The sequence below is a fragment of the Moorena sp. SIO4A5 genome, from assembly GCF_010672005.1.
Classification (GTDB): Bacteria; Cyanobacteriota; Cyanobacteriia; order Cyanobacteriales; family Coleofasciculaceae; genus Moorena.
Genome location: NZ_JAAHHZ010000043.1, coordinates 1 through 17,296 on the forward strand (window position 1 = coordinate 1; position 17,296 = coordinate 17,296).

A 17,296-nucleotide genomic window follows, 5' to 3' on the forward strand; every position below is an offset into this window, starting at 1 on the left:
CATTACGACTAATTCCTTCCAGTTTTTCTCTCTGGTCTGAAGTTAGAAAAACCATTACCCGACGACCTCTTCCCATATTATCCAGTTTGTTTTCTGTCTATTACACTATTTTAAGCTTGCCACGCCACTACCCAACTATTGCCTATTGCCTATTGCCTAAATTAATAATCACCCCCAGACCCATAGCGCCATGCTTCCAGCCAACGGTGGTAATAATATCTTGGTTTCGGTGGCAAAGTAGTCAACATGCCACTGAGTAATTTACCTGCTGGATACAAACTACTGTAAACGGCTAAATTACTATAATGAACCATCCAATCCAATAGCATGGTTAATCCTACTTGAGGAATCACTGGCACCACTAATCCTGGTTTAGTTAATGATGTCACAAATAGGGTTTTAGATAATCCTGAAAACTTCACTACATCTTGGAGGAAGGGCTTAAGCACATCATCTCCCAGGTTTGCCATGGCTTGGAATACACCAGTGAGTAATTGATTAATTTGATTTGGTGCTAGTTGTTGCTTGATGCCAACACTCATCGTCCGTTGAAACATCCAGGTTACCCCAATATTAGGCTGATAGGGTTGTAGTTGGGCTAAGGCATTGCGGTCTAGCAAATCATAATCTAAGGCTTCATGAATTCCGTTACTAAGACGCTTTAAATGTCTGACCATGGAACCAAATCCACCAAAACTGACTGGTGATTGCCCACCACTGCTATCCCCTATCGGTAAAATCCGATTCCAAGGCATTCTTAGGGGACTTTTTTGATAGGAAGGAAAAAAGCCAAATAGTACTCGTTTAAAGTCAAGTTGGGATAAGTCTACTCCCTGGTATTCTGGTAAGAGACGGAAGTATTCGTCACATAAAAATTCTAAACTAGGACGTTCGGGATTAGCATCTAAGTAAGTAAATAAATAGGTTGTTCTACCATCCCGGGCTGGAAATGCTTCCCAGAAATATTGACATTGATTTTGGATAGGAGTGAAGGATACTATCAAATCCCCCATGTCATTTTTAGGATAGCCTTGAGCACAGCTACCAACCACTAAACAAACCCCTTCTGGTTTCTGACCTTGCCTGACTTGCTTAACAATTGGGGAAAAATGTCCCATGGCATCTATCAGTAAGCGAGCCTTAAGTTCGGTTACAGGTTGAAGGTTAGTATCGGTTGAAGGTTGGAGGTTAGTGTTGGTTGAAGGTTGAAGGTTAGTATCGGTTGAAGGTTGGAGGTTAGTGTTGGTTGAAGGTTGGAGGTTAGTGTTGGTTGAAGGTTGAAGGTTAGTGTTGGTTGAAGGTTCGAGGTTAGTATCGGTTGAAGGTTCCAAGTTAGTATCGGTTGAAGGTTCCAAGTTAGAACTTTCAACCTTCAACCTTTCAACCTTCAACCTTTCAACCTTCAACCTTTCAACCTCCAACGGGTCAACCTTCAACCTTTCAACCTCCAACGGGTCAACCTTCAACCTTTCAACCTCCAACGGGTCAACCTTCAACCTTTCAACCTTCAACCTTTCAACCTCCAAAGGGTCAACCTCCAACTGGTTAACCTTCAACCCCATTGAGACGCCATCGGGATGAATAGTGGCTTGTGTAAAGGATGTCTTTTCAAAGAGCTTACCGCCAGCAGCTAAAAATTTGGCTTTGAGGGTATCGAGCAGAAAGACTGGGTCAACACCAATGTTGAGTACGTCCTTTACCAAGAAATCAGGACCCTGGAAAAAACTGATCCGAGCTGGGTTATACTCGGATGCGATCGCATTCTCTAATTCCGCCGTTGAGAGTAAGTCAAGTTCCAGGAATACCTCCAGTTCTTGGCGAGAGATATTCCACTCTTGGTCTCTACCGCGCAAAACCCCCCGTTCAACTACGGCAACTCGCCAGCCTCGCTGTTGTAGAGCAGCACCAATCAGAATTCCCAAGGTACCGCCACAGATTACTACATCCAAGTCTAGGGTGCCTAATCCCTCTTCGGTTTCTGTAATCACCTCTGGGATTGGAGTTGTGCCATCTCGTAAGGCTTTCCAGACTTTGTCAGCACTGCGCAGGCGTCCGAGAACATCACCAGGTAACTGGGATAGGATTTGTTCGGTTTGACTCATGGATGTTGGTTGGTCGTTAGATGCTAAGACTTTCTCTGTTTTATTTTAAATTGCTCCATCACAAGGCTTAGAGGCTGATGCGATTGACCGTAGGTCACGCTACGCGATCGCACTTAAGCATTCAGCTATCAGCTATCAGTTATCAGCTCAAGGCTGACCACTGACCACTGACGGCTGACCGCTAAATACTTGCAATCGCACTTGCCTAAATTAGGGTACCATTAATGCTATTTATTACTAATAAATTTTAGAGGTTATCACCTTCAAGTTGGGCAAATATTATGACCCTATTCAGCCTTTATTATCAGCACTATTGCATAGGTATATCAATAATATTGATATTAAGGCTGCCTTATTGATTCTTTGGTTTCCCCTGAGTGGGGATTGCCCATCTTATTAATTGTTAATTTAATTGTTAATTATTGTTATAACTTTGACACCCTGGGGTTTGACCGAGTCACCCCTCTTAGCTTACGATAATATCTGGCTCAACGCCATACTGAGAGGAGAAACACTTTGAAAAAAATACTAATTGCGATTCTGCTAGTTTTCGCTTTAATAACCTTCAGCTTCCCTGATTCCGCTTTAGCTGCTGGTAATCCAGCTAACGGGAAAATCGTATTTAACGCTAACTGCAATGCTTGTCATATGGGCGGCAAAAATGTAGTCAAGCACGAGAAAACGCTGAAGAAGGAGGCCCTGAAGAAATATCTGAAGGACTATGACGCGTCTCCTACTAAAGCTATCATCAAACAAGTAACAAACGGCAAAGGAGCTATGCCTGCCTTTCGTGGTCGTTTAAAACCCGCCCAAATTGAAGATGTAGCTGCTTATGTTTTAGACCAGGCTGATAAGTGGTAGGCTGCATTTAGTGACTAGTTTTTAATCAATCATCCCGTAGGGTGCGTTAGGCGCGGCGTAATCAACTCCCAACAGTTGAGAGTTTACGTCAGGAGCGCCGTAACGCACCAGCCATGAATATTTCGAAATTAATTAAGGTAAGCATATGCGCTATGCGCACGCGTGCGCGTTCAGCAGTCAGCCGTAACTTTGGGATAGACAGAAGGATAACGATTTCAGCCCTAACCTTCATCGTGCCAAGGCATCGCCACTAAACGAAAACCCACATGATTGGTTCCTGTATCAGGAGCTTGGGACTCTCGTGCTTCAGGACGATAACGGCTACAATAATTTCGGGCGCAGAGGAAAGATCCGCCTTTAATTACATGGAGTGCCCCTTGATCAGGCTTTTCCGGATCGAAACTACTCCCTTGATCCGGTCCCAATGGATTGAGGCTGCGATCTTTCCCCCTATGACCCACACCATACCAATCTGCGGTTAATTCCCAAACGTTGCCCAGCATATCGTAAAGACCGTAACCATTGGCAGAGAAGGATTCGACCGGGGCAGGACCGAGATAGCCATCGGCTTTGGTGTTGAAGAAGGGGAAGAAGCCTTGCCAGGTGTTGGCTTTGTGAGGGGCATATTGTTCACCAGGGATCGAGGTATCAGTGTCAAGACCACCCCGTGCTGCATATTCCCATTGGGCTTCGGTGGGGAGCGTTTTACCCATCCAATCGGCATAGGCAACCGCATCTTCATAGGCAATGTGAACAACAGGGTAGTTGTCAAAACCTTTAATGGTGCTGTCGGGTCCGTAGGGATGTTGCCAATTAGCACCAACAACCCAATCCCACCAGCTTAAATAAGCTACTTGTTGGATACCCCGTGCAGGGGGCTGAAACACCAGGGAACCGGGCTGTCGTTGCGCTTCGCTTAAGCCAGGGAATTGGTCTTTGGCCAGGGGACGTTCGGCAACGGTGAGGTAGCCTGTAGCTTGGACAAATGCTTGATAGTCGGCGTTGGTAACTTCGTGGCGATCGATGCAAAAACTATCCACGGTCACATCAACAGCAGAACGCTCTGAGGGATAGTAGGTGTCGGACCCGATCGTAAAGGTTCCCCCAGGGATCGACACCATACCTTCAGGACAGGGAGAATCGGCAAAAGCCAAAGGTGACGAAGTCAAGACGGTTGGGAAGAGGAAGAGGAGGGAGACCGCCAGCAAAATGCCAACAAGATCACGAGTTAAATTCTTCTGAAGCAAAGAGAAAAACATGGATATTGAAGAAGAGTAATCTAAGAGGGGGGTCGGGGCGATCGCAGAGCGGTTGAAGAGTTTCGTTTTAGTTCGGGCGATGAGATGATTGACACTCCCCGGTCTAAAGACGCGGGGATTCTTCGCTCAACGATCCGGCTTGCTGAACCTGGCCGAGACCAAGAACAGTAGAGGTCAGATCTCCCGAAGCGTTGGGATCCAAGATCCAGGTTCCGGTGTGCCCCACCGTACCCAAGGCTTTTTTAAGAATATTGACTGCGGCGTTGTGGTCTCGGTCTAATTTACAACCACACTTACAGACATGAGTCCTAGTAGATAGTGACTTCTTGACTACTTCGCCGCATTCTGAGCAATTTTGACTGGTATAGGCGGGATTTACTGCAACCGTCACCTTCCCAAATTTAGTGCCAAAATGCTCCATCCATTTTCTAAATTGATACCAACCTGCATCATTAATAGACTTAGCTAGGCAGTGGTTTTTAACCAAGTTTTTGACTCTTAAATCTTCATAGGCGACCAGATCGCTAGATCGGATTACGCAACGTGCTAGTCTCTTGGCATGTTCTTCACGCTGCCTACTTATTTTAAGGTGCTGTCTACCTAGTCTGTTAATTGCTTTTCTGCGATTGGATGAGCCTTTCTTTCTCCGGGAAACCCGGCGTTGATAGAACTTAAGACGTTTCTCTCCCGTTCTGTAAAAACGAGGATTTGATTCAGTTTTTCCAGTCGAATCAGTATAGAACTCTTTTAGTCCAACATCCAGGCCGACAGCTATTCCAGTTGGTTCTAATTCTTCTTTGATGTCAACTGAAACACAAAACTGAACGTAGTATCCATCCGCCCGACGGACTATCCGAACCCGCTTAATCTGTTTTTGGTCAAAACGCCATAAGTCCCATTTACCTTTAAGTTTAAGCTTTCCGATGCCCTTCTTATCACTAAACGTGATTGACTTTTTGTCAGGGGACAGCTTCCATCCAGACTGCTTGTATTCGACGGAACGGCAGTGTTTTTGGAATTTAGGAAAGCCTTTCTTTCCGGGGATCTTTTTCTTACAGTTATCAAAGAACCGAATAATTGATGACCAGGCTCTTTCTGCGCTAGACTGACGAGCTGTAGAGTTCAATTCATTGGCAAAAGGAAATTGCTTAGCTAGGACTGCACTATATTTATTGAGGTCAAATTTATTAACCCCTTTATTGTCCATCCAATATCTAAGGCAACTATTGCGGATAAATTTAACCGTCCGAATAGCTTCATCAATAGCAGAGTATTGATGTTTCTTTCCTTTTGCCTTAAACTCTAAAATAATCATCAGATTCGACCTTAACTGTAACTATTTTAATCTAGCACTCTCAGACTAAAACATCAAATTTAGCCTGAGATTTTGTAGGCGGCTAAAGCCGCTGTTCGCTTTCATCCCCGGTCTAAAGACACGGGGTTTTCAGCGTTTCGATCCTTTATAAGGGTGAGCAATGCCCACCCTACTAACAGTTTGGTACTCGGACTTCCATCCCAAAACCCGATCGAGATGATTTTGGGATGGGTGTGATGCCGAGAGGCATATAGAAATACCTCCCGACATCCTAATTTAATGGCTAGCCATCTAACTCAACTGTCACTTATCGGTAACCTCCTGAATGATTCGGTTCCAGAAGTCTTCGTTACTCATATCTTCGGAAGCTTGGTAGGGCTCCAATGCCGAGTATAAGTTGACTTCAACCTTGTCGATCTTCCCGTCGAACTCAAAGGGAGCGCGATCGGCATAGTCTAGGGAAACCGGAGCCCCCAGATCCGTGCCGACATCGAAGGTTTCACTGGCACTGAAGGCTCCCATGACGATTGTTTCGATAGTGGTTCGGTCCACTTCATCACCATCCACTCGTATAACCACTTCACCTGGGTCATCGAAACTCTCGATGGTTGTTTCTACTTCAATGGTGTGATGATCGGCAGAGAGCGGTGCATCTGATGCAGCCTTATAACGATCTAAGAGCAGCATATTGTACTCGTACTTGAGAATTCCGTTGTCCATAAACAAGCTCACACCGCCACCGGAACCTCCCAAGGCATAGATAACGCCGGAAGCCAAAGGATTTTCACCCAGATCGACATCAATCGTAACCAGGTTGCTTTCACGACCTAGACCCGGTGCAGTGAATTCAGGCATACGAGTTGTGCTTTCATCAAAGACCCAGCTACTGTAGGGACTCCCGATCCGCTCTTCGGGATGAGTGTTGATGTACAGGCCGCCCCCAATGGGGAATGCCAAATTCTCTTCTGCTTCTTCCAAGAACAGTTGTTTCATTACCTCCAAAAGCTCTGGCTCCTGAGCGGCCAGATCGTGCATTTGAGTGAAGTCCTCGGTAATGTGATACAGTTCCCAAACATCCTCATTGGGATCCCAGTCAAGGAAGCCCTCTGCTGATTCAGCTATATTCCAGGGGATCTGAGGACCGAAGGTGCAGGCATACCAGCCATCGATATAGATGCCTCGGCTGCCGCTGTTCTCGAAATACTGAACATTCTTTCGATCCTCTGCGTTGGCATCGTCGAAGGTGTACTTCATGCTAATCCCATCGAGGGGTTTTTGCTTGAAGCCGTAAACCTCTTCAGGGGGGGTAATGCCCAGGATCTCGTAGATAGTTGGAGCGATATCGTTGACATGGTGAAACTGAGACCGGGGGGTTTTGTCGGGGGTGATGCCATCGGGCCAGGAGATTACCATCGGGTTGCGGGTACCACCGAAGTGGGAAGCAACTAGCTTGGTATAACGGAAGGGGGCATCCCCTGCCCAGGCCCAAGCGGCGTGGTACATGTTTTCGGTTTTTGGGGTTCCCAGGGCATCAAGTCCGCCTAGTTCGTCGAGAGCATCAAGTTGCTCCTCGATCGTACTGGGAATTAGATTCTGGGCAAGAAATTCGCTGATAGTGCCCTCCTGACCTTCGGCACTGGCTCCGTTGTCACCAACAATATAAAAGACGATGGTATTGTCGCGAATGCCCAGATCGTCGAGTTCCGAGATCACCTTACCAGCCTGGGTATCCACATGTTCGAGAAACCCTGCATAGACTTCCATCAACCGCCGTTGGAAGTCACGTTCCTCATCGGGAATCTGATCCCATGCTGCCATGTCATCAGGCCGAGTAGCTAGCTGCGCATCTTCTGGAATCCAGCCCAGGGCTTTCTGGTTGTTAAAGACCCGCTTTTGGTACTCGTCCCAGCCGTCATCGAATTTACCCTTATACTTATCTGCCCATTCCTTGAAGATGTGGTGAGGACCGTGGACTGCCCCTGGTGCCCAGTACATCAAGAAGGGTTTGTCGGGAGAATAGGAACGGTGGTGGCGCATCCAGGCGATCGCTTTATCCGCCATGTCTTCACTGAGGTGGTAAGTCTCGTCGTGGGGCGGCTCTATGGGGTTGAGGTTCTCATAGAGGCGCGGCTCATACTGAGAGGTTTCCCCCGCAAGGAAGCCGTAGAAATAGTCGAAACCATGCCCGGTCGGCCAGCGATCGAATGGACCCATAGCTGTGGTCTCATTAGCTGGGGTATTGTGCCATTTGCCAAAGGCAGAGGTTTTGTAGCCGTATTCCCTCAAAACTTCGGCGACCGTGGCAGTGGTCTTGGGAATAACCCCCAGGTAACCATCCCAGTCCACCGCAAATTCTGCGATCGTACCTGATTGGGCTCGGTGGTGATTGCGCCCCGTTAAGAGAGCGGCGCGGGTGGGCGAGCAGATGGCAGTAGTGTGAAAGGTGTTATAGGCAATCCCTTCATCCCACAGACGGCTTAGGGTCGGCATGTGGATCTCGCCACCAAAGGTGTCAGGCTGCCCGAAGCCCACATCATCCAGCAGGATAATCAGGATGTTGGGGGGATTTTCGTTGGGTATATAGTTCGGTTCCTCGCGCCGGATCATGGTGGTGGGCTCGTCCAAAGTCGGTCCGGCAACGCTGGCTGATGGCACTGGCGGGAATGGCAGGGTCGAGCCATCAGCAGTTTGTGCCAAGACAGGGGGAGTAATACTTCCCAATAGGAGAGAGATGGCGATCGCAAATATCGCGATCGCTCTCAACATTCGGTTTAAAAAATCCTTGAAAAACATGGTTAAAACCTTGTAAAAAGGAATAACAAAATCTCGATCTCAAGCTTCCATCCCAAAACGCGATCGAGATGATTTTGGGATGAGTGGAGGGAGTCAATTACTTCTACATTAGACCTCTTGCATAAATGCAAAAATGGATCCAAAAATGGGACCGAAAGTATTGGTCTTACCTAGCCAAAATAGACTTTTGCAAGAGGTCTATTTTTTTGCTATTCGGAAATTGACTTTGCCGACATTTCCTAGCTTAGGGGTAAGCTATCTCTGTGGATAATCAAAAATTCCAACTTTCTCAGCTATAAGATAGAATTAACTAATTTTCCAACAACTATAACTTTTCCTTATACTTGGTGGCAGGGTAAGCGCAAGAATCAATAAGCTGTGGCTTATTGAGAAAAAAGCTAGCTCATTCTCAACAAATTAACTCTATTGCGAGTACAGTTCTAGGAGATTATAGGGCTTTCAAACCACGATCAACCGATATCTAACCAATGCACATTATGAGCCATTTTTTCTTGGGCTTACCCTGCTGGTATAAATCCCTTTCCACAAAAGCATTCCCACTACCCACACTTAAAATCGGTTTACTGTAGTCATAGTCAACCAAAGATTTAATTCTGGTGGTAATAAACTTGCGGTATTGGGGAATGTAGATACTAGGAGTGATGGAATCCTGGTAGGCTTTCCCTTCTTCCCAAAGATCATAAATATTCTGACCCTCCTGCCTCGGTTTGGGGCGTTGCTGAATTAAGGAATGAATCCGCGATCATCTGGTTTTATTAAAGCCCCCGTTGGTCCCCCAACTTTGGGGGACGCAAGAAAGTTTTGTTCCCCCCAGAATTGGGGGGCTAGGGGGGCGCAACCATACCCAGAATCAGCAACGCCCGGTTTGGAGTAGTAATTTTCTGTAGATACCAAAGTTTCCGGATTCATTGCATTTAATAATTTTGTAGCTGAACTGTGGGTGAATGGAATAAGCTTAGACGCACACACATTGCACTTTTTTGTTTTTGACAGCCTTATAGGTAAAGAAATCAGCAGCAAACATGAATGCGTCTAAGCTTACAATGCAATTAGCTACTTCAACGGAGAGTTAGTGGTGAATATGGGCATTGCCATGCTGAAGTAGATTCTTCAGGAGGAGGTTCAAGGTCTATGGTCACCTTCTTAATTGTACCTGTGAACTCAAAAGGTAACCGATCCTTATAGTTATGAGTTACTGGTGAGAGTAAATCCATCCCTACATCTTGAGTTTCCAGAGAATATCGTGCAGGTACGGTTTTTTCGATGGTGTCAATAGTAGTAAATACATTACCCTCATTATCATCCATTAAGAGAGTAACCTCACCTCCATTACCCTCACCGTCTCCATAAGTTCCTGAGTACAGGAAACAGAATGTCAGCTTGACATTATCACCAGTGAGAACATTGTTTTGAGACACAATATCATAGTGATCGCCAAGGTAGTTTAGAGTATAGTAAAGTTTGTTGTTCAGGATGTAGAAGCTATAGCCTCCCGTCTCTCCACCGAGGGCCAGGAGTACACCTTCAGCGCCTTCCTCAGGAATCATTACCTCAGCAGTAACTTGATGAGATTTGTTTTTCACATCTGGTGCTGTCCCTTCTGGCAGTCGAACCGCGCCTTCATAGAAATCGAAATGATAGCGTCCTGCAGTAAAACTGGGACGTAAACTAACATCACCTCGTTCAACAAAGCGATCGTCCAGAGGAAAAACATTATACTTACCTCCCTCAACGAGGAATAAGTCTTTGAGTTCCTCTAATTTATCAAGATAATCATCTTTTTCTTCTTCCTCCGATTTGGATAAGTCTTTGCCTTGAGAGAAATCAGTCTTTAAATCGTACAGTTCCCACTCATCTTCATCGAAAGGTTTAAGAGGTTCATCGCCAACTGGTTTTGCATGCACAGTTGATGCCATCCATTCGTGTTCTCCTTCATCCTTGTAGATGCCTCGATTCCCAAACATCTCAAAATACTGAGTTTTATGAGTACCTTCAGCACCTTCTCCATCATAATCATCATCAAGTATCTTACCAAAACCAAAGGTATAGGCTAAACTCACCCCTTCTATCGGCTGCTGCTGGATGCTGTTAACGATCTCTGGTTCCTGAATCCTAGTTACTTCCAGAATTGTCGGTGCGATATCAATAACATGGTGAAACTGGTCTCGGATCTCCCTTTTGTCTGGAGTCGGGGGAATAACCTTTGGCCATTTAATAATCATGGGATTGCGAGTACCGCCAAAATGGGAAGCTACCTCTTTTGTCCATTGGAAAGGTGCATCCGTAGCCCAAGCCCAGCCAACGGAGTATCCTGGCGAGTTTCCCTTTCCACGCATACCCCACTCCTCTGCACACTCCTTGATTTCTTCAAGAGTAATCTCAGGGCCGAGTCCGTTAAGATTTTTCATGGTGTTGCAAGTTCCATACACACCACCGCCTGCTGAACCACCGTTGTCACCCACGATATAGACGATCATGGTGTTTTCTACTTCCTCTTCAGGAATAGCATCAAGGACACGACCGACCTCTACATCAGTGTATTCTAGAAAAGCCGCATAGATTTCCATCTCCTTTGCTAATGCCGCACGTTCGCTGTCGTCGAATTCTGTATCATCATCCCAAGCAGGTATTCCTTCTGGGCGAGGGGTAAGTACAGCATCAGCAGGAATTATACCGGGAGTTTTCGCAGTTTCACCGTTAATGCCCTTCTGACGATTGAAAATTTTCAAACGCTCTACGTCCCAACCGTCATCAAAATCACCTTCGTAATTATCGCGATAATCATCTGGTGGTTGGTGAGGTGAATGGGTAGCACCGGGAGCAAAGTAAAGGAAGAAAGGGCGATCGGGTGCAATTGAATGCTGATTGTTCATCCAAGCAATTGCTTTATCGGCAAGGTCATGGGTGAGGTTGTAGTCTTCTCCATCACTGGTTTTGGCTGGTGCATTGATTGGGTTCTGATTTTCATACAGTGCTGGAAACCATTGGTCTGTTTCTCCACCAATAAATCCGTAGAAGTAATCAAATCCCAAACCATTAGGCCAGCGGTCAAAGGGACCAACCATACTGGTTTGGTTATCAGGAACATTGTGATTTTTACCGAACCAAGCTGTGCTGTAGCCATTTTCTTGGAGAACTTCGGCAATGGTGGCTGTGCTTTTGGGAATCAAGCCTTTATAACCAGGATAACCTGTTGCCAGTTCCTGAACCACTCCACTGCCCACCGAGTGGTGATTGCGTCCTGTTAGTAGAGCCGCACGAGTTGGCGAGCAGAGGGCAGTTGTGTGGAATCGATTATAAGTTATCCCTTCGTCTGCTAGCTTCTCCAAAGTTGGTGTTTTAATCGAGCCACCAAAGGTTTCTGAGGAACTAAATCCCACATCATCCAAGAGGACAAGGACAATGTTAGGTGCATTTTTTGGGGCTTCAGGGGATTCCATAATTGACTTATCTGGCTCCCCGGAAGTTTCGTAAGTGACACCAATTTGACCCTTAAATTCTGGGTCTGGTTGGGGCAAAATTTCCTGAGCCAAGGCTGGCGGTACCAATACTCCTAGGGAAAAGATCGCCACAACTAGGAGATTGAGTAATCTTTTAAGTTTCAGAACAGTTTTCTTCATACACTTAGTGCTGTTAACATTTGAGGTTTTCATTAGTTAACTCTTTGTTGACATCCTCTCCGGCCTGGAGGCAGCGTGATAGATCACATCTGGTTTCGCAGGAGCAGCATTCGATGTCAATGGCCATAATCGCATCAGGGTGGGTCATGCCCACTCTGTTGTGCTATGGGGTAAGTCAAAGACCTCAAGTTCACTTTAGTGGTAAGGTATCTCTGTGAATAATCAAAAATTCCAACTTTCTAAGCTATAAGATTTAAATAACTAAGTTTCAAATTGTATTAGTTTTGCTTATAGTTGGTTGGATTATTTTTTTGATAGAGTGGTGCTTAAATGATTTTGTTAATTGATACCAACAATAGTAAAACTACCCAAGCTGAGGATGATCCTGGGACAGGCAATCAGAATATTTTATCCAAATCCTTTACAGATGTGGATAGTTTCAAAGAGTTTTTTGAGTATCAAAATAAGGAAATAATACAACTCAGTCCCGGTCCTCTTCAAGCTGAGTTTTTGTCGATTCAGGTTGGTAACTTATATTTCGTCTGTAATCAGGCGAACCAAGGGATTCAATTTTCGGGTGAGGGGGGAAAGGAATACATATCTTTTGCGATACTTTGGTCTGAGAATGAAAAGGAATATTACTCTTTCCGTCACCCTGTGGAGCCTCAAAGGACTATTTTTGGTTTCAATAACAAGGAAGCAGACGAAATCTTTCCTCAAGGTGCAACCTTGACACACATTATAATGCCTGTTAAAACGTTTGATACTTATGCAGACCAACTACAACGCCACGATCTAGACGAGAATTTCCGGAGTAAAAATCATGTGAATTTGCTACCAACGGGGATGAACGAAATTAAAGATTACCTGAAAGAACTTGTTTGGTTAGCATTACACAAACCTACTTGGTTACAAAAACCTCACATTGAAAAACTCGTTGCTGATGATTTCCTTCCTTTGTTGATTAGTAATATTCCCACTAAGTTAAATTCCAAGTGTTTTCTCAAACCTTCCCGAAGAGCAAAGTTGATTGCCCAAGCTGAAAAAGAAATGTTAGCCAACTTAGACAAACCTCTGACCTTAAAACAGCTAGCTCAAAATTTAGGGTCTAGCAGTTCTGCCTTATCTTATGGTTTTCAGGACTTATTTGGCTTGAGTCCCATGCGCTATCTCAAGGTACGACGACTTAATGCAGTGCGAGAATGCTTGAAGGCAAGCGAACCAGAAAGTTGTACCATAGCCATCGTTGCTAGTGAATTTGGGTTCTACAGTCCTTGTCATTTTACTAAAGATTACAAAGCTATGTTTGGGGAGTTACCTTCAGAGACATTGCGAAACACTGCAAACTAAGCCTTGAGTATCGAGGGATAAATATAGCAATTATCATAGCTATGAGGTCTACAATTTCGGGATTTTAGGGAATCGGGAATCGGGAATCGGGAATCGGGAATCGGGAAAGAGAGGGGAGTGTGGGAGGTGTGGGGAGTGTGGGGAGATGGGGAGTGTGGGGAGTGTGGGGAGATGGGGAGATGGGGAGATGGGGAGATGGGGAGTGTGGGGAGTGTGGGGAGATGGGGAGATCTCACAGGGGTAGGTTTTGATTAAGGGTAATTATCCTGACATGATGATATCAGATGGATTTACCAAGCTGGCCAATCGGTTTGGTAGGCACTGCCTACCTTACACCCTACACCCTACACCCTACACCCTACTCCCTACACCCTACTCCCTACTCCCTACTCCCTACTCCCTACTCCCTGGAAAATGCTATAGATTTGACGGCAACTTGGTATAATTTTCTAAAAATAGCAAAATTAAAAACAGTACAAGCTCTTTAACTAGATGTCAATCATGAAAATTGATCATGTTCATTTCTATGTTAGAGATGCTACAGTTTTTTCTGATTGGTTAGTCAACATTCTTGGCTTTCAACGGGTCGCTAGTGGCAGTAGTCACCATACCTACACAGAAGTTGTCAAAAGTGGCTCAATCACTTTTGTTATCTCTTCACCTCTGACATCAACAAGTCCTATTGCTGAGTTTTTGCGTCTACATCCTCCTGGGGTGGCTGACATCGCTTTTCTTGTAGAAGACCTCGAAGCAGTGATTGAGAATGCGATCGCTCAAGGAAACCAAGTGGTAAAATTACCTCAGGAGCAATTGCAAAGACAGGGACGGCTAAAGTGGAGTAAAATCCCCTCCTGGGGTTCTCTGGTTCATACCCTAGTTGAGCGGGATGGCATCTGTGAGGAATCCTTTTTCCCGGCTCAGTTGAACTGGATCACGAATACTGCTGATGGTAAGGTACCCTCCCTTAGTAGAGAGGCAAACCAGGTCAATAACAATCCTCAGACCATGTTCACCACCATTGATCATGTGGTACTTAACGTAGCTGCTGGTGAGTTAGAACGGGCAGTAAATTGGTATCAACACGTGCTGGGATTTTGCCCACAACAAATATTTTCTATTAAGACACAACAGTCTGGTTTATACTCTCAGGTCATGGTTGATTCCACTGGTGAGGTGCAGTTGCCCATCAATGAACCAACGTCTGCTAATTCCCAGATTCAGGAATTTCTAGATTTCAATGGTGGACCAGGAATTCAGCATATTGCTCTTAGAACTAGCAATATAGTAGAAGCGATCGCTCAACTCCGTGGTCGAGGTTTGCCGTTTATTGAAGTTCCTTCCAGCTACTATAGGGAGTTGCGGCAAAGACCAGGGGGCTCTAATTTACCTTTACCAACAGCAGAATGGGAAGAAATTGCTACCAGACAAATTTTAGTAGATTGGCAGCAAGAGTTTCCCCAAGCTTTGTTACTTCAAACCTTCACCCAGCCCATTTTTGGCAAGCCTACGTTCTTTTTTGAAATCATTGAGCGCCGCTTTCAGGCCAAGGGCTTTGGAGAAGGGAATTTTCGTGCTTTGTTTGAAGCCATCGAGCGGGAACAGAACAAGCGAGGAGCTTTAGGAACTGGTGAATTATCCAGGTGAATTCAAGCTATTCCAGCTCGATCCCTTTTTCCTGCAATTTGGCTAAAAGGGCTTGCATCTGTTGTCGTTCCTGAGCCAACAAGGCTTCAGCTTGCTCTGCTCTCGATTCAGCTTCTTGCTTCCCTTGGGCTAACTCAAGATAGGTAGCAAAAGGCTTGCCATCCGGTCGATAGATCTGGAGTTGTGTACCACTCATATCAAACCGAATCCCCAATCTCGGACTCACCCAATCGCTGATCGAGTCAATCACCTCTAACTTACCCTGATTACGCAGCCAGCCACTCAAGTCCACTTTATCTGGGTCATAGAGATAATACTCTTCAACCCCATAGCGGTCATAAAATGCCAGTTTTTTGGCCATTTCGGTGAGGGTGTTTCCTGGAGAGAGTATCTCAAACACCACTTGTGGGGGGATATTATCTTCTTTCCACTGTAGATAGGAACTACGATCACCTTTGGGTCTACCAAAGATCACCATCCCATCAGGAGCAGTACAAATTTTATTATTGCCTTCTACGGGATACCACAGTAAGTCTCCTACCACCAAGACATTAGGGTCATCCTGAAACAGGGCATCTAAACCGCCTTGAATTGTGACAATCCAGCGAAACTGTTTAGTATTGTCTGACATCGGTTTTCCATCACGTTCGGGGTAGATGACGTCTAGTTTAGTCGGAGAAGATAGGGGTGCAACCATTGCTTGACCTCTGTTATAGTGTTCAGATTCTTGACGGTTGACGGTTGAGTGTTAAAGGTTTTGGAAAAACCCATCAACTATTATTTCTTCCAAGGAAACTTGGTACCCATCTCAGTTAGAGCAGAAAATACTAGATACAGGATGAGTAGACCAACAGTAGCTAGAAACAAAACGATATCATTATCCATAAAATTAAGGGAATCGGGAATCGGGAATCGGGGAGAAGAATTTAGGCCAATATAACCAAAAAATTAGTTGATATAATTATACTAAATAAAGACTCCCTAGCATTCAGCTGTATGCTGAATGCTTACACCACTAATGAAGCTTCCTGTTCTCTTCAACAGATAACAATTGGTCAAGCCAACCCTGAAACTCTTCTACAGAAGCAATAGTAATTCCTTGTCGAAGCAAAGTTTTCAAGACAGAGACCGACTTAATCTGGTTAATTGTCTCAACCAACTCCCTTGGCAAATCCTCAAATCGTACCTGAAGCACTTCCAAAAGAGTCTCTCGACTAGTTTGGAGAATGCCTTCTTCCATCCCCTCTTTACGAGCAAGGCGCTCTATACTGGTAACATAGGGCATTGTGCTTTCTTCCTCAAAACTGCTGTTCTTGCTCAAGAGACAGCAATTGGTCAAGCCAACCCTGAAACTCTTCAACAGAAGCAATAGTAATTCCTTGTCGAAGCAAGGTTTTCAAGACAGAGACCGAGTCAATCTGGTTAATTGTCTCAACCAACTCCCTTGGCACATCCTCAAATCGTACCTGAAGCACTTCCAAAAGAGTCTCTCGACTAGTTTGGAGAATGCCTTCTTCCATCCCCTCTTTACGAGCAAGGCGCTCTATACTAGTAACATAAGGCATTGTGCTTTCCTCCTCAAAACGTCTGACTTGCTGTTTAAACCCAATCTGAAAGCTATCCGGTAATGTCATCATCCAGTCGATGAGCCGGAATAATTCTAGGATATCTTGTCTACTATACCCTCGTTGATAAAGACTCTTGGCAATGCTTAATTTGCCCTGATACCGTCCCTCGGGATTTTGAACAGTTTGCTGAGTGGTGCGATGTGCAGCCACAATCACAGCAAAAGGATTAGTGCTTTGTTCTAGTTTAGACAGCTGATAATCTAACAGCTTAGCTACTGGAAACTGCAATAAAACTCGACAACCCCAAATCTCGTAATTGTATTCAGTTGGTCGCCAAGACTCTTCATCATCAGCGAGAACAGCTAAACTGACTACCTTCCGTCGATACATATCAAAGATGCGATAGTTGTAGACGTACATCCTTTCCGCAAAGACTGACTGAGCCTGACTCTGTACTTCCACATGAATCAGTACCCACGTTTCTTCACCGTCTTGTCGCCAAACTTTGACCAGTTTATCGGCTTCCCTGCTGCCAATTTCTGCATCTCGAGCCACCTGTTGGAATTCTGTATCAAGAAATTCATAGCCTCTTTCCCAGTCAATGTTACGGTCAATCTCGGGAAAAAAGAATGCCATGAAGGATTCAAAATAGATGGAAAGCGCTTCTTTCCAGGGATTATCGTAATCGGCTCTTGGATTGGTCATTGAGTATGATCAAGCTGAATTATGCTATCTTAGCAAAGCCCTTGTCAGCCAATTCCTG

14 protein-coding genes are annotated in these 17,296 nt (G+C 45.2%); 6 read left to right on the top strand and 8 right to left on the bottom strand.

Going from position 1 to position 17,296, the window contains the following annotated elements; translation table 11 throughout:
* Window positions 1–161: 161 nt before the first annotated feature.
* A complete protein-coding gene (locus tag F6K57_RS15260) occupies window positions 162–2,102 on the bottom strand; it encodes a hypothetical protein (protein WP_293068948.1) in 1,941 nt (646 codons plus the stop codon).
* Window positions 2,103–2,618: 516 nt separating this feature from the next.
* On the opposite strand from F6K57_RS15260, the gene petJ reads away from it, so the two are divergent.
* On the top strand, window positions 2,619–2,963 hold the full coding sequence (gene petJ / locus F6K57_RS15265) for a cytochrome c6 PetJ (RefSeq protein ID WP_293068951.1): 345 nt from the start codon (window positions 2,619–2,621) through the stop codon (window positions 2,961–2,963).
* 221 nt (window positions 2,964–3,184) lie between these two features.
* Here the strand turns inward: petJ and F6K57_RS15270 are convergent, their stop codons facing one another.
* The 3 genes from F6K57_RS15270 to F6K57_RS15280 all read right to left on the bottom strand — a co-directional run bounded on the left by F6K57_RS15270 (window position 3,185) and on the right by F6K57_RS15280 (window position 8,144).
* Window positions 3,185–4,222 carry a formylglycine-generating enzyme family protein gene (locus tag F6K57_RS15270; RefSeq protein WP_293068954.1) on the bottom strand — a complete coding sequence of 346 codons (1,038 nt, stop codon included), beginning with the start codon at window positions 4,220–4,222 and terminating at the stop codon, window positions 3,185–3,187.
* Between the two features lie 103 nt (window positions 4,223–4,325).
* Window positions 4,326–5,537: an RNA-guided endonuclease TnpB family protein gene (locus F6K57_RS15275; protein ID WP_293068958.1), complete on the bottom strand. Its 1,212-nt coding sequence runs from the start codon at window positions 5,535–5,537 to the stop codon at window positions 4,326–4,328.
* A 303-nt stretch (window positions 5,538–5,840) separates the two neighbouring features.
* A complete protein-coding gene (locus F6K57_RS15280) occupies window positions 5,841–8,144 on the bottom strand; it encodes an arylsulfatase (RefSeq protein ID WP_293068961.1) in 2,304 nt (767 codons plus the stop codon).
* Window positions 8,145–8,148: 4 nt separating this feature from the next.
* Between F6K57_RS15280 and F6K57_RS15285 the strand changes: the two genes are divergently transcribed.
* Window positions 8,149–8,346, top strand: coding sequence for a hypothetical protein (locus F6K57_RS15285; protein WP_293068964.1), 198 nt, complete (start codon window positions 8,149–8,151; stop codon window positions 8,344–8,346).
* A gap of 1,063 nt (window positions 8,347–9,409) precedes the next feature.
* Here F6K57_RS15285 and F6K57_RS15290 read toward each other — a convergent pair.
* Window positions 9,410–12,004: an arylsulfatase gene (locus F6K57_RS15290; protein ID WP_293068966.1), complete on the bottom strand. Its 2,595-nt coding sequence runs from the start codon at window positions 12,002–12,004 to the stop codon at window positions 9,410–9,412.
* Between the two features lie 297 nt (window positions 12,005–12,301).
* On the opposite strand from F6K57_RS15290, the gene F6K57_RS15295 reads away from it, so the two are divergent.
* The 4 genes from F6K57_RS15295 to hppD all read left to right on the top strand — a co-directional run bounded on the left by F6K57_RS15295 (window position 12,302) and on the right by hppD (window position 14,965).
* A complete protein-coding gene (locus F6K57_RS15295) occupies window positions 12,302–13,321 on the top strand; it encodes an AraC family transcriptional regulator (RefSeq protein WP_293027035.1) in 1,020 nt (339 codons plus the stop codon).
* A 126-nt stretch (window positions 13,322–13,447) separates the two neighbouring features.
* Window positions 13,448–13,576 carry a hypothetical protein gene (locus F6K57_RS15300; protein ID WP_293068969.1) on the top strand — a complete coding sequence of 43 codons (129 nt, stop codon included), beginning with the start codon at window positions 13,448–13,450 and terminating at the stop codon, window positions 13,574–13,576.
* Window positions 13,577–13,605: 29 nt separating this feature from the next.
* Window positions 13,606–13,809 carry a hypothetical protein gene (locus F6K57_RS15305; protein WP_293068971.1) on the top strand — a complete coding sequence of 68 codons (204 nt, stop codon included), beginning with the start codon at window positions 13,606–13,608 and terminating at the stop codon, window positions 13,807–13,809.
* A 13-nt stretch (window positions 13,810–13,822) separates the two neighbouring features.
* On the top strand, window positions 13,823–14,965 hold the full coding sequence (hppD, locus tag F6K57_RS15310) for a 4-hydroxyphenylpyruvate dioxygenase (protein ID WP_293068974.1): 1,143 nt from the start codon (window positions 13,823–13,825) through the stop codon (window positions 14,963–14,965).
* Between the two features lie 7 nt (window positions 14,966–14,972).
* On the opposite strand, the gene F6K57_RS15315 is transcribed toward hppD, so the two are convergent.
* The 3 genes from F6K57_RS15315 to F6K57_RS15325 all read right to left on the bottom strand — a co-directional run bounded on the left by F6K57_RS15315 (window position 14,973) and on the right by F6K57_RS15325 (window position 17,238).
* Window positions 14,973–15,662, bottom strand: a complete 690-nt coding sequence (locus F6K57_RS15315; protein WP_293027020.1) for a Uma2 family endonuclease — start codon at window positions 15,660–15,662, stop codon at window positions 14,973–14,975.
* Window positions 15,663–15,980: 318 nt separating this feature from the next.
* Window positions 15,981–16,250 carry a hypothetical protein gene (locus tag F6K57_RS15320; RefSeq protein WP_293027016.1) on the bottom strand — a complete coding sequence of 90 codons (270 nt, stop codon included), beginning with the start codon at window positions 16,248–16,250 and terminating at the stop codon, window positions 15,981–15,983.
* 13 nt (window positions 16,251–16,263) lie between these two features.
* Window positions 16,264–17,238, bottom strand: coding sequence for a transposase (locus F6K57_RS15325; protein WP_293027013.1), 975 nt, complete (start codon window positions 17,236–17,238; stop codon window positions 16,264–16,266).
* Window positions 17,239–17,296 lie beyond the last annotated feature (58 nt).

Coding starts and splice junctions, on each gene's coding strand:
- F6K57_RS15260 (WP_293068948.1), bottom strand. CDS start 2,102: ATGAGTCAAACCGAACAAATCCTATCCCAGTTACCTGGTGATGTTCTC.
- F6K57_RS15270 (WP_293068954.1), bottom strand. CDS start 4,222: ATGTTTTTCTCTTTGCTTCAGAAGAATTTAACTCGTGATCTTGTTGGC.
- F6K57_RS15275 (WP_293068958.1), bottom strand. CDS start 5,537: ATGATTATTTTAGAGTTTAAGGCAAAAGGAAAGAAACATCAATACTCT.
- F6K57_RS15280 (WP_293068961.1), bottom strand. CDS start 8,144: ATGATCCGGCGCGAGGAACCGAACTATATACCCAACGAAAATCCCCCC.
- F6K57_RS15290 (WP_293068966.1), bottom strand. CDS start 12,004: ATGAAAACCTCAAATGTTAACAGCACTAAGTGTATGAAGAAAACTGTT.
- F6K57_RS15295 (WP_293027035.1), top strand. CDS start 12,302: ATGATTTTGTTAATTGATACCAACAATAGTAAAACTACCCAAGCTGAG.
- F6K57_RS15305 (WP_293068971.1), top strand. CDS start 13,606: ATGGATTTACCAAGCTGGCCAATCGGTTTGGTAGGCACTGCCTACCTT.
- hppD (WP_293068974.1), top strand. CDS start 13,823: ATGAAAATTGATCATGTTCATTTCTATGTTAGAGATGCTACAGTTTTT.
- F6K57_RS15315 (WP_293027020.1), bottom strand. CDS start 15,662: ATGGTTGCACCCCTATCTTCTCCGACTAAACTAGACGTCATCTACCCC.
- F6K57_RS15320 (WP_293027016.1), bottom strand. CDS start 16,250: ATGCCCTATGTTACCAGTATAGAGCGCCTTGCTCGTAAAGAGGGGATG.
- F6K57_RS15325 (WP_293027013.1), bottom strand. CDS start 17,238: ATGACCAATCCAAGAGCCGATTACGATAATCCCTGGAAAGAAGCGCTT.